This is a genomic window from Butyrivibrio sp. (assembly GCF_015056685.1).
Classification (GTDB): Bacteria; Bacillota; Clostridia; order Lachnospirales; family Lachnospiraceae; genus Butyrivibrio.
Window position 1 is genome coordinate 71159 of the sequence record NZ_SVFW01000003.1, and the last position, 13723, is coordinate 84881.

The 13723-nt window shown below is 42.4% G+C and carries 8 protein-coding genes; 3 read left to right on the forward strand and 5 right to left on the reverse strand.

The genetic code is table 11. The features are described 5' to 3' along the window. Positions 1 to 14: 14 nt before the first annotated feature. Genes E7303_RS01765 through E7303_RS01780 form a run of 4 tightly spaced genes read right to left on the reverse strand, consistent with a single transcriptional unit; the run spans position 15 to position 6271 of the window. Complete coding sequence (locus E7303_RS01765) at positions 15 to 878, reverse strand: carbohydrate ABC transporter permease (RefSeq protein ID WP_022772462.1); 864 nt, start codon at positions 876 to 878, stop codon at positions 15 to 17. A 1-nt stretch (position 879) separates the two neighbouring features. After that, complete coding sequence (locus E7303_RS01770; RefSeq protein WP_022772464.1) at positions 880 to 1818, reverse strand: carbohydrate ABC transporter permease; 939 nt, start codon at positions 1816 to 1818, stop codon at positions 880 to 882. A 26-nt stretch (positions 1819 to 1844) separates the two neighbouring features. Further along, a complete protein-coding gene (locus tag E7303_RS01775; RefSeq protein ID WP_292143571.1) occupies positions 1845 to 4793 on the reverse strand; it encodes an extracellular solute-binding protein in 2949 nt (982 codons plus the stop codon). Positions 4794 to 4819: 26 nt separating this feature from the next. After that, positions 4820 to 6271 (reverse strand): endo-1,4-beta-xylanase, encoded by a 1452-nt coding sequence (locus E7303_RS01780; protein WP_292143572.1) that lies wholly within the window; start codon positions 6269 to 6271, stop codon positions 4820 to 4822. Positions 6272 to 6595: 324 nt separating this feature from the next. Here E7303_RS01780 and E7303_RS01785 point away from each other — a divergent pair, with 324 nt between their 5' ends. Further along, positions 6596 to 7552, forward strand: coding sequence for a helix-turn-helix transcriptional regulator (locus tag E7303_RS01785; RefSeq protein WP_292143573.1), 957 nt, complete (start codon positions 6596 to 6598; stop codon positions 7550 to 7552). 202 nt (positions 7553 to 7754) lie between these two features. Here the strand turns inward: E7303_RS01785 and E7303_RS01790 are convergent, their stop codons facing one another. Then, entirely contained in the window at positions 7755 to 9203 is a 1449-nt protein-coding gene (locus E7303_RS01790) for a glycoside hydrolase family 43 protein (RefSeq protein ID WP_292143574.1), read from the reverse strand. A gap of 374 nt (positions 9204 to 9577) precedes the next feature. Here E7303_RS01790 and E7303_RS17975 point away from each other — a divergent pair, with 374 nt between their 5' ends. Both E7303_RS17975 and E7303_RS01805 read left to right on the forward strand, forming a co-directional pair. Beyond that, on the forward strand, positions 9578 to 12340 hold the full coding sequence (locus E7303_RS17975; protein WP_330601600.1) for a carboxylesterase family protein: 2763 nt from the start codon (positions 9578 to 9580) through the stop codon (positions 12338 to 12340). A 17-nt stretch (positions 12341 to 12357) separates the two neighbouring features. Continuing rightward, entirely contained in the window at positions 12358 to 13674 is a 1317-nt protein-coding gene (locus tag E7303_RS01805) for a glycoside hydrolase family 5 protein (RefSeq protein ID WP_292143575.1), read from the forward strand. Positions 13675 to 13723 lie beyond the last annotated feature (49 nt).

Below are 13723 nucleotides of genomic sequence, written 5' to 3' on the forward strand. Positions count from 1 at the left end.
CTTGACCTTTCGCTTTAATCTTTAAGACCTGAGCTAGCCATTGTCTCAAGGATCTGGCTCTCAGAGAATACAAAGATAATGATTGGAACGATCATAACAACAACAAGAACAGCTGCTCCCTGTCCTGTTCTTGCAATTCCTCCGCTCTGGATCTGCTGAAGGGCATATACAAGAGTTTTTCTTTCTTCTGAATAGATATATGTTGATGCCTTGTTGTTCCAAAGAGCCTGAACTGAGAATATAATAAGTGTCATCCACGCAGGCTTAACGTTTGGCATTACTATTCCTGAAAATACTTTCCACTCATTGGCACCGTCAATCTTGGCTGCTTCTATAAGTGATGTAGGAAGACCTTCCATGAACTGCTTCATAAGGAAAAGACCCATTGGTGAAGCGAAGGCCGGGATGATAATTGACCAGTAGGTATCGATCCATCCGAGTTTATTAAGTATCAGGTAGTTAGGAATCTGTGTTACCCAACCTGTGAACATCATGGCTACTGTTACAAGTTTGAAAAATGCCTTGTTTCCCGGGAAATCATATTTCGCAAGAACGAAAGCTCCCATTGAGGCAATGATAAGGTGCCCTGCTGTTCCAACAAATGTGATGAAAACTGTGTTGAACAGGTATCTTGTAAATGTGACCCAGGATTTTCCCATTGTTACAAACAAATCTGAGAAGTTATCAAGCGTAGGATGCTGAGGAAAAATTCTCGGTGGGAATTTAAAAAGTTCATCCAGAGGCTTAAGTGCACTGCTGACTGCGTATATGATCGGAAAAGCCATGACTATGGCAACAAGTACAAGGAAAACGTAAAGCGCTATATCTCCTGCAATTGATCTGTTCGGTTTTCTTTTCTTAATTAGCTTCTTGCTCATATCAAGTTCCAACTCTCCTTAAAAGACTCTGGATTGCCTTGTTGCAAAGTATCATCATAAGGAACAATATTGTTGCTATTGCGCAGGCATAACCCATTTCAAATCTTGAAAAACCATAGTCAAACAAATGAGTAACAATTGTACGTGCAGCATAATCTGTACTTGGATATCCACAAAGGGCCATGGTTACATCTGCGACACCAAAAGATGATGTGATTGACATAACTGCACCGAACATAAGCATTGGTTTCATGTTTGGAAGTGTGATATACCAAAGCTCCTGCCATCTGTTCTTTATTCCATCCATGTAGCCTGCTTCAAACTGGGCTCTGTCTACGCCCTGAAGTCCGGCTACGAATGAAAGGAATCCTGTTCCCAAACTCATCCAGAGGATAACCAGCATACATATTGGAAGCATGTAATGTGGATCAATAAGCCAAAGCTTAGGACCATCAATGATTCCCACACTCATCAGGAAAGCGTTTACGTATCCGTAAGCATCTCCTCTAAAGAACACTGAGAAGATAACATAACAGTTACCTGCAATTGATGGCGCATAGAACACGATTACCGCTATACTTCTGATCCATCTTGGAAGCTCATTTATAAGCCATGCAAACAGGAAAGAAAGAATGTAGCCCAAAGGCCCTGTTATCAGTGCTATCATCAGTGTGTTTTTTACACCTATCAGGAAGATATCATCCTGAAGCACAAGGCTTATGTAGTTCTGAAGTCCGATAAATCTCGGCGGTTCAAGGATGTTGTAATATGTGAAGCTGTAGTAGATTGATGCAACTACAGGGAACACATAGAACATAGTGAACAATATTGCATATGGAGCAAGAAAGAGATAACACATCTTGCGGTTTTTGGCCTTTTTAAGTGCCACTGTAAAATTATGCTTTCGAAGCTTTATATACTTCTGCAGATATTCCTTCATTGTCAGTTCTCCATCGGTCCTTGTTTTTATTCAACCGGCATACCAAACTCAATACGTTTCTTCTTGATCTCTTCGTCAATGAGAATCGAGTAATCGATGATTGTCTCTCTGGAATCAACCTTTTCGTTGATTACTTTTCTTATGGCATTTGAGATGTGTCTTCCTGTGAAATATCCACCCGGAACTTCTCTGATACCAACTGTGTTGTCCCACTGCTCGCTCAAAACTTTGATATCGTCAGCGCTCCAGGAAAGATTCTCAAATGCATCTCTGTTTGCTGTTGCATATCTTGCAGATGAACCAAGGAGTGCCTCGATCTCTCTACCGAATCTTACCTGTGTATCAGCATTTGCCCACCACTTCATGAATTCCCATGAATTCTGCCTGAGCTCTTCATCCTCTGTTGCGATCATCATTGTTGCACTTCCTGTGATGAAGTCTGATCTGTCGATATATTTTTTACCATTTGCATCTACTCTCTCGGTTCCCGGGATAAGTGTGAAATCCCAGAGGCCTCTTATTTCAGGAGCAGAAACCATAAGTGTGTTGTAGGTTGAATATGGTGCTACACCTATTGGCATTTCTCCTGCACGGAATCTGCTTACAAAGTCGTAGATAGTTGGGATTCCGTAGTCGTTAAAGTATCTTACGTAGTCATCGAATGCCTTTACTCCGGCTTCGGTATTAACCGTTGTCTTTGTTCCCGCCTCGTTGTACATGTCTCCGCCATACTGGTAAAGTAGTGAGAAGTACATCGAAAGGTCAGGCACATTTGACATGATCGATGTTGACGCTGCTGCAGCTCCGCTACTTCCTGCTGCTGTCGGGATACCGATTGAAAGGTTATTTCCCTGAATGGTCGGAAGCATCTCGATCAGTTCTTTCCATGTCTGCGGAGTCTCAAGACCAAGCTCTTCAAGTACATCTTTTCTGTAGAACATTACGTTGAAGCCCTGTGTCTCAGGAATACCGTAAATATGTCCGTCAAGTCTGTACTGTTCATATGAACTCTCTGAATAGTGAGATAAAACTTCTTCCCATCCATCAAACTGTGTTATATCCTCTGCTGCACCTCTGAGGGCGTAGTTTACAGGCTGATCGGCACCAACTGATAAAACTACGTTTGGTCCTCGTCCTGCAAGTACTGCATTAAGAAGTGCTCCGGGATCTACAATCTCTACGTTTACCTTTACTCCTGAATTTGGAGTAAAATCATCATCAACCATGGACTTAAGGATTGTTCCCTGGTCTCTACCTGTGAGTACCCAAACCTTAACTACTTTGTCGCTTGAGTTTTCATCATAAACATCACCAACTGAGTTGTAGTCCACAAAGAATGATGCGATAAAAGACTTTATCTCATGACCTGCTTTAGTAAAGAAGTTAGCCTTATCTTTTTTTACCTTTGCATCAGTTCCTGAAATCACCAGGTAATCCACATCAAGCTTTGTCTCACTCATCTTAAGAGACGCGGTACCAAGAGATGTTATATTGTCCTTGAATGTAACAAACTCTGTTGTGATCTTCTGAGGCTTTTCTATAAATCTTTCAAGCTGCTGCGCGATAGTCTGCGCTGTTGCGATGTTATCTGCTTTCTGTCCGGAGTAAGCAACCATATCATCGACGATCTTGTAAAGTCTTTTTGCTTCAAGATCCATGGCCTTCATAATTTCCGGATAAGTTGTATCAATGTGATAATCTCTGTACACATCAGGTCTTGCACCTGTGTATACCAGAATTCTTCTGTATATCTGATTCAGTCTGTAAGTTGAATCTTCCATTTCCTCAAGGATCGCACCCATGCCGCCAAGAGTTGCCTCAAGTCTTATGTTGTGTGCTCCTTTTGTAAGATAAAACTTATAAGGATTTCCATCTACATCTGAGAGTGTCATTGAGTCCCAGTCATTACTGTAGGCAAAAGAGATTTCTTCAAGTTCTTTAAATGGAATCTTTCCATCTATAAGGACACTTCTGTTTGATACAGAACCTCTTGCATAATTCTGTCTTGCCTTAACCGTGATGTTGTAATAACCATCTTCGGGAACTTCAAAATTCCACTCAATCCACTGTCCGGAAGCTCTCCAGGCCTCACCGCCAACGTAGTTAAGGACTGTTGTTGTAACACTGTTTGGAACTGTTGTAGGTGATGATCTGTCATATTTTGCATAAAGTGAAGATTCTGACCTTAATGTTGAATCCTCGCCCTGAACTACTTCAAGATAAGTTTTTGCAGCTTCTGTTCCTTCACTGCCCTGATTGCTTGCGATATACTGCTCGTAGCTCGGTGTTTCTTTTACTCCGCAAAGCTCAACCCTTGAAAGGACCATAGGTTCATTGTCTGCTACAAATGTCAGAGTGTTGTCACCTTTTTCAAAGTAGAAAACATAAGGCTCAGCTACGAATCCCATGTCATCTCTAAAGAATGCACTCTGCCAATCGAAGTACTCAACCTGCCTTGGACGGATCTCATTTCCCTGGTTATCTATCTTTTTCTCTCCACCGTCCATCCACATTCTGGTAAAAGAAATGTTTCTTGCATCTTCAAATGGAATCTCGCCGTTTACCAGTACAGTTCTTTCTGCAGGAACACCTCTTGACTCCGGAATGTAGTAGTCGATATCTATCTGGTACATTCCGGCTGTTGGAACATTTACGTTCCAGGTGATCTCTGAACCGGTTCCTGTGAAAACGCCATCTCTTGATGCAACTGATTCTTTGTACACCTCACCTGTTGACTGATAATCAAAAAGGCTAACTTCCACGTTTTCCTGTGGATAAGCATCTTTTGCATGTTCATTTATATATCCGGTGTAGGCACCAACTCTTTCCATGCCTTCTATTTCTTCGGTAAGATCGGCATCTGCATATTTGGCACTGAAGTCTTCGATCTTTCTGCTTGAAAGACCAATGCATATGCATACTATAACTGCCAGGATTCCCACAACTATTAAAACTTTTTTAAGTGTTTTGTTCATGTTTTTAGTCCCTATTTTTACAGTTATTATTCTTGAGCAAATACCCAGAAAGCCGGCTTAGGCTCGTAATTTCCATCAAAAAGCAATGGACATTGTTTTTGCTCTTTATTGCTTCCACCGCCTACATTTGATCTGAACTGAAGCCATGAAAGCGTATCTATTGTTCCCCAGAAAGTCATGCCTGTTATGTTTACGCCTGAGTTCTTGGCGGATTGAAGAGCATAATACATGAGGTTGTAGATCTTTCTCTGCTTCTCATACTCTTCTTCCATCGCTTCAGGGCTTCCATCATAACCATCTGTAGCTCTTAAATCCCACTCTGTAACCTGAACTACTCCTACGACTTTTCCGTAAGCCTTTATTGATGTTTCCATCTCAGCTGCTGAAGGACCTTCCATACTGTAATGTCCCTGCATTCCCATGGCTGAAATCCTTGTTCCTTCACCGGGAGCTCCTTCATTTTCCTTTATTTTCTCAAGGAGTTTGATGATTCCTTCTCTCTTTTTTGCATCGCATTCGTTGTAGTCGTTGTAGTAAAGCTCAAGGTCTGCAGGTGCATATTTGTTGGCATATTTAAAAGCATTTATTATGAAGTCTTCATTCTGATATACATGCCACCAGCTTGAATTGCCGCCGTGTCTGTCTTCCAAAAGGTCTTCTTCAGGTCTTTCAGTATCAGTCCTGTAAGTTCCTGTCGAATCTGATACAGCTTCATTTACAACATCCCATCCGTAGAAAAGATCTTTATATGGACTGCCGTCGCCTGTGAAGTGTGTAAGGACTTCTCTTATGTACCACTCAAGTCTCTTGTCCATTTCTTCGGCTGTCACATAATCTTTTGTCTTGTCGTAGTCAACATGGAAGAACCACTCCGGTGTCTGCGAATGCCACAAAAGAACATGGCCTCTTACCTTTATCTGTCTGTCAGGATTTGCTTCATTCCATTTAAGTATCTTGTTCAGGATCTTTTCAGGATTCGTGTAATTAAGAACGGGAACTGTAATTGTTTCGCCGTTTAGTTCTGCCTCTTTTGTTCCTGGGCATTTACTTACGCTGTATCCGAAAAGTGAATCGGGTTTTAATTCATTTCCGAGGGTAACTGCATTAAAGTGAGTTGTTACCAGATCCCAAAGTTTTGAGTCCCAGGGCTCTTTTCCGGTTATCGCGCATCCGATCCTGCAGCCCATTTTTTTCTCCACTGCGTCACGAAGCGCCGGAATTTCTTTTACCACATCTTGCTGCTCTGCTGTGCTCATCGCTGTACTTCCTTCTATATTCGTATCTTCTTTTGCAGATGCTTCTGTATTTGATACTTCTTGTGCCTTTGCTTCCGCACCTGACTCTGTATTTGATTCTATGTTGGATTCTATGCCGGATTCTGCTGAAGATGCAGCTGTACTGCTCACGCTGCCGCAGGCCGATGTTGACATCATTACGGCTGCCAGAGCCATCACTGCCAGATACTTCCCCTTTACCATCAACTTTCCTCCCCGCTTTCTAGTAATCACTTTTTGCTAAAACATATTAAAGTTGACAATGTATAGCATATAGGCTACAGGCCTGACTCGCTTACCAGTTGTTGCCAGACGACATTCAGATATTGCGATTAGGTGGCAGAAATTGCCCTTTGTTTTTTGTGCATTTTTCACAATTGGCATAGGGATGTTCTAGAATGTATTATCTAATATGAGCAGAAAAGAATAGAGAATAGCAATTTTTGAGAAGTTTTACTAATCATAAGATGTTATCATAATTTATGAATTATTCGTAAAATAGTATCTGAAATAAGAGAGGTTACAGCTATGCCACCTAGGAAAGACCCGGCCGTTAAGCTTGAATATTATCAACAGAATACCGATTACAAAACACGAGTAATGGTCAACAATGTTGAAAAACAGATTTTCCCAAAAGATAGTGCGCTTCGTATTTGGTACAACGAACTTTCATGTGACTATTCATCTCATTGGCACAATGCTTTGGAAATCATCTCTCCTATTGAGAATTATTATGATGTTGAGATTGATGGCGTTTCACACCATGTAATGCCCGGCGAGATCATTATCGTTCCTCCAAGGAAATCTCACGCTCTTCATGCACCCAAGACAGGATGCAGATATGTATGCCTTTTTGACATTGACTTTTTTTCATCACTTCGAGGCTACACAAGCCTTATGCAGCTACTTCAGGAATGCATTCACATCACACCTGAAAACTATGCTCCTATATACAACGAAATATATGACAGCTTTTCAATGATCTGGCAGGAATACTTCCAGAAAACAGAGTTCTATGAGTTCTCAATCTACTCACACCTCTTCCAGATAATGACAATGCTTTCAAGATATCATCTCAGCAAGATCAATCTCTTTACTGAGAGCACTCCGGTTAAGAGGAATGAGTATTTTGAAAAGCTCAACTCTGTCATCGACTATATTGATAACAATTATGTATATGATATTACCCTTGAAGATGCTGCTGCCCTCAGCGGTTTTTCAAAGTTCCATTTTTCAAGGCTCTTCAAGGAATACATGAATTGCACTTTCTATGACTACCTGATAAATCAGAGGATCAAGGCCACAGAAGTTCTTTTAACCGATGACCGTCTCTCAATTACAGACATTGCGCTGCAGGCAGGCTTTTCAAGTATTTCTACCTTTAACAGGACCTTCAAGCAAAAGAAGGGCTGTACTCCTGGCGAATACCGTGCCCTCTATTCCGGTGGCCTCGGCCGAGAACGCGGAGATGTGCGAGCTAAATAAGTTGTAGGATTGTGTATTTTTACTCACTACTCGTTGTCGTGATTTACTAAAATTCAAAAACAGATAAATGTCTCCTTTCATGCTTATTCAAAACAGTCGACATTTATCTGTTTTTTCATTTTGTAAATCATCTCCGCCTGCGTAAGATTCGTAAAAATACACAATCCATACTATCTATCTCTGCATTATCAGATTCGCATTCTTATCTTGTAAATTCCCATGAGTAAACCTGATATCCTTCACCTTCAAAAACGAAGAAAACGTCATGCTTACCCTTTATTGTATCGTCAAATGTCATATGCATTGTCTCAGGCTCTTTTGTATTAAGATCTACACATATTGTTCCAATAGCATCAGATGCAGGAGTGTCTAATTTGACATAAATCTTACCAGTTCCGTTGCCTAGAGCTTTAATATCAAGCGCAGCAGCGCCGCCATTTCCAAACTCAACTCCTGAAAGGCTTGTCCATGATCCGTCCTGGATTCCTGTAAGGATCATCTCTCCTGAGCCATACTTTTTAGCAACATCGCCATACTGTGTAGTCTTGATATCAGCGCAGTTGCTCATGGTTACTGCAGGAATTTCTTTATATGGATCAAAGGCTTTTGTCTGGTCAACACCATGTCTTGTGCCTATGCTGGCTGTTGGCTCAAGGTCTCCGCCCAGCATCAGGCTGTCGATATTTGTGCTTCTGTATCCCTGAAGGATTCCCATTTCTTTTTCCAGAATTCTTGAATGGTATGTGATATACCAATGTCCGTCAAATTCAAACATGCAGTGATGGTTGTTTCCACCCTGACCAAAGAACACCTGAGGATTCTTAAGAACGGCGTGGGCCGGTTCAAAAGGTCCCATAGGAGAATCTGACTTCATTGTCACTATTTCTCCCTGTGAGAAGCCAAGTTCAGACTCTGCTCCCTGTGGCACATCAAAGTTAGAACAATATGAATAGTAGTAAACTCCGCCAATTTTGTTTATTCCTGAATCCTCAAACAGATATGGCACATTCTCGATTGGTTTTGGATCACCATCAATACTAATCATATCTTTTCCAAGTTTTGCTACTCTTGCTGTTCCCGGATTTGAAGCTTTTTCCTTACAAGGAACTCCACCGCCAAAATAGATATAGGCTTCTCCGTCATCGTCCATAAGTACAGCAGGATCAAAGAGCCATGTAACCTCAGCACATGTTGGAGTCTCCCTTGAAATAAGCGGGCCGCCAATTGGATCAGTAAATGGTCCAACCGGGCTGTCTGCTGTAAGTACAGCGATTCCGTTTCCATTATTTGCGAAGTATAAAAAGAACTTATCCTTGCCATCTATTGTTTTGTAAGCTGCTGCCGGTGCCCATGAATTAGCTCCCCAGGATGCTGCTCCATTTGTTCCTGCTGCATAAACTGTTCCGTGATCTGTCCAGTTTACAAGGTCGTCTGAAGACACTACATTTATAGTGTTTATGTTGCCATAAGTATTCTCTTTTACTGTTCCATCAGCATTGTAAGAGAATTTATCACCTGTCATGTAGATATAGACACGGTCTTTATATACAAGTGCATAAGGATCGGCACCAAATCTCTGAACCATAATAGGATTGTGTTCTGTAATCTTCTTGTAACTCTTCATAATCTCCACTCTATCTAAAACTTCCATTGAAATTTCCCCCGCCATCTCAGCATTCGCAAAAGATGGCCTCTCTCCCTCATAATTTCCGCAACCTCCAAGTAGCAACAGGGCTAAAGCCATGATAATTAGGTGTATAAGAGGATTCCCGGTTTTTATCGATTTAAACCAATGCATAGCCCTGCCCCATTGCTTCTTTAGAGTTTGTCAAAAGAAAATATAGCGAATTTAACATGTTCAAAACCACCAAAAAGTTGCTGATTTTGTTTCAGTAATTGCGGAAAGCCTCAATTTAGCAAGCTTTACGCAGTGTGTAGCAATATTTGATTGGAAGGCCAGGCTGAAAAAATAGAAAATTACGGTAGGGTATAAACATTATTATTATGTATTGGGGAGATTATAAAATGCTTAGAAAAACACGCGTAGAAAACGGGCTTGTTAATGGCCTTCCGGGCAATGACCCGAGGGTAACTGTTTACCGAGGCATTCCTTTTGCTGAAGCACCAATTGGTGAAAATCGTTTCAGGGCTCCACAACCTTGCAAAGACTGGGAGGAGCCACTTGATGCCTTTGAATTTGGCCCTATATCATATCAGGACACTCCAGGAACCGGAGATGGACTCTACGACAGAGAATGGCATGTAGATCCTGACATCGTCAAGTCCGAGGACTGCCTGTATTTAAATATCTGGACACCAGCAAAAAGAGCTGATGAGAAGCTTCCTGTTTTAGTATGGTACTACGGCGGCGGTTTTCAGTGGGGATACACCGCTGAAATGGAATTTAACGGAGAAGCTCTTGCAAAAAAAGGAATCGTTGTTGTCAGCATAGCCTACAGACTTGGATGCTTTGGTTTTTTGGCTCACAAGGAGATAACAAAAGAAAATCCTGATGCACCTGCAAACTTTGGTCTTCTTGACCAGAAGGCAGGCCTTCACTGGGTTAGCAGAAATATTTCTTCTTTTGGCGGAGATCCTTCAAAGATCACAATAGCAGGTCAGTCTGCCGGCGGATCAAGCGTTATGCACCAGCTCACTCACGATGGTAACCGTAACATTATTAAGGGCGCTGCCATTTTTAGCGGGATTATCAGACATGTAAATGCAGAAGATGATATATTCAGGCCCCTTAATCTTGAACAAGCCGAGGACCTTGGCGAGAAATTCTTTGAATCTCTCGGCGTAAAAGACCTTGAAGAAGCAAGGAAACTCTCTTCCAAGGAACTTCTTGATGGCTATAACAAATTTATCAAAGACCATCCCAGAATGTATCCAATTGTGGATGGCAAGTTCTGCACAGGAGATCCTGTTGAAAGATTTGTAAAAAGAGATTGCGCAGACGTTCCTGTTATCTCAGGAAACACTGCAGATGAATTTACAATAGACGGTATCAGTATGGTTGAGTCTTCTGTAAAGAGCGCATTTACTGATGCGAATAAAAATGACGAGAATCAGAAGTTCTACTACTACAGATTCAATCCTGATATCCCTGGCGATGGACACAAGGGTGATGCTTATCCCGGAACCTTCCATTCATGCGATCTGTGGTTCTTTTTCGACACACTTGGAATGTGCCACAGACCTTACAAGGGAAGACATTTTGATCTGGCAGACCAGATGAGCAGCTATTTTGCAAACTTTGTAAAGACAGGTAACCCGAATGCAGAAGGTCTTCCTGTTTGGGAGCCTTATAAGACCTCATCTCCTCACGAGATGGAGTTTCTTGGCAGAGGCGCTACGCCAAAACTTGAGGGCGGTATAAGACAGAACAGCCGCAATCAGGCAGTAAATCCTTATCTTCCTTCATGGGAATATATCCCGGACGGCGAGCCTTACGTATTTGGCGACAGAGTTTACGTATATGGATCACACGATCTGTATCAGGGCGAAACCTTCTGCCTCGGCGATTACGTATGCTGGTCAGCACCTGTAAAAGACCTTGGCAACTGGAAATACGAAGGCGTGATCTATCCAAAGACAGCTGATCCACTTAACACTGACGGACATATGTGCCTGTACGCACCTGACGTCACAGTGGGTCCTGATGGAAGATATTATCTCTACTACGTCCTTGATAAAGTTTGCGTTGTATCTGTTGCTGTAAGTGACACACCTGCAGGACCTTTTGAGTTCTACGGATACGTGCACTATGAAGATGGAACCAGACTTGGTGACAAAAAAGGCGATGAGCCGCAGTTTGATCCGGGTGTATTAACTGAAGGGGATGAGACATATCTTTTCACAGGCTTCTGCGGACAAGGCGATAAGTCAAGACATGGCGCTATGCTCACTGTTCTTGATAAGGACATGCTTACCATTAAAAAAGCTCCCGATTTTATTGCTCCCGGCAATTGCTACAGCGAAGGTACAGGCTTTGAAAAGCACGCTTTCTTCGAGGCGCCTTCTATCAGAAAGCATGATGACACCTACTATTTTGTTTACTCTTCAGAGGTAATGCACGAGCTCTGCTATGCTACTTCAAAGAGCATCTATGGACCATACACCTACGGCGGTGTTATCGTAAGTAACTGTGATCTTCATATCAACAGCTATAAAAAGGCTGACGAAGCTACAGCTTATGGTGCCAACAACCACGGAAGCATTGTGGAGATTGACGGTGATTGGTATATCTTTTACCACAGACATACAAACGGAACCTGGTTCAGCAGACAGGGCTGTGCTGAAAAGATTCATTTTGAAAGTGACGGGTCCATCAAGCAGGTTGAGATCACTTCCTGCGGACTTAACGGCGGACCGCTCTCTGATATTGGTGAATATCCATCATATATTGCTTGTAACATATTCACTAATGACCATAAAATATATGTTGAAGCAAACGCCCCAAGAGTTGTACAGGAAGGCGGCGGCAACACACCAAACAATGGCTACATCAAGGATATCGTCGATGGCACAACCATTGGATTTAAGTATTTTGAGTTAAAGGATGCAACAGGTCTTCGCATTAAGACCCGAGCATATTTTAACGGTATATTTGAAGTAATGACAGCTCTGGATAGTGAGCCTATATGCAGCATCGGCGCTCATGGTTCAAATATCTGGACAGCTTTCGAAAGCTCTTTTGCCAAGGTAAGCGGAACATACCCTATTTACCTTACTTACAAGGGCACAGGAAATTGCTCACTTGCTTCAATAGAAATTTTACATTAATTTACAAGGAGTTTGTTATGAAAAGAAAGAAATTATTGACCCTGCCTCTTATCCTGGCTCTTTTGACAGGATGCGGGGCACCTGCTGCACAGCCTGCTTCCGGAAATGCAGGTAGTGCAGCTGCCAGCAATGGTGCGGAAACTGCCACTGAGCAGGCATCAGAAGAATCCTCAGCTGCAGCGGCATCTACTACTGAAGCAAGTGCAAATGCGGCAAACGACGCTTCTGCAGAGGCAAGCAGTGAATCAACAGCCGACGATGTAACTGCAAAACCAGAACCGGCAAAGGACAAATACGATATGCGAGATATCACACCTACAGATCTTGTTGCAGAGATGAAAACCGGATGGAACCTGGGAAACACATTCGATTCCTTCGGAACATCAGGAGCTGAGGCCGAGACCTATTGGGGCAATCCAAAGACAACAAAAGAAATGATCGACGCAGTTAACGAAAAAGGCTTTGACTGCATAAGAATCCCTGTGACATGGGCTGACCATTTAGGCGCAGCACCTGACTATACCATCGATGAAGCCTGGTTTGACAGAGTTGAAGAAGTCGTAAACTACGCCCTGGATGACAATATGTACGTTATCATTAACTCTCACCACGAAGAGGAGTGGAGAATCCCTGATAATGCCCACATCGATGCCGTAGACGAAGAAGTAAAAGCTATCTGGGTTCAGATTGCAAACAGATTTGAAAAATACGGCGACCACCTTATTTTCGAAGGCCTTAACGAACCCCGAGTAAAAGGCGGCACAAATGAATGGAACGGCGGAACAGGTGAAGGCAGAAAGTGCCTGGACAGACTTAATCAGACTTTTGTAGATGCTGTTCGCTCAACAGGCGGCAACAATGAAAAGAGACTTGTACTTATTACAAGTTTTGCATCATCCCATGTTATTCCTACTATTGGAAGCATGAAGATTCCTGAAGATGATCACCTTGCTGTTTCAATCCACGCATATACACCTTATGACTTTACTTACTCTGCATCAGGCAATTCCTATGACACATGGGACGGTTCCCACAAGGGAGATATTGCTGGTGTAATGCAGGATCTTCAGAGAATCTTTGGAGCTAAAGGTATCCCGGTACTCCTTACAGAGTATGGCGCCGAAGACAAAAATGGAAACTCTAAAGAAGTTTGCAACTGGGTTACAGAATATCTTACAAGAGCCAAAAAGGCTGGCATCCCATGCTTTTGGTGGGACAATGGTCTCTTCGAATCAGGCAATGAGCACTTCGCTATCTTCAACAGAAACGACTGCTCCTGGTACAGAGAAGACGTTGCGGACGCCATAATGGCTGTATACAACGAAGAAAAATAAATGGACCATTGGAATGGACCATGGGACGGGGTTAGCGGTCCATGGTCCA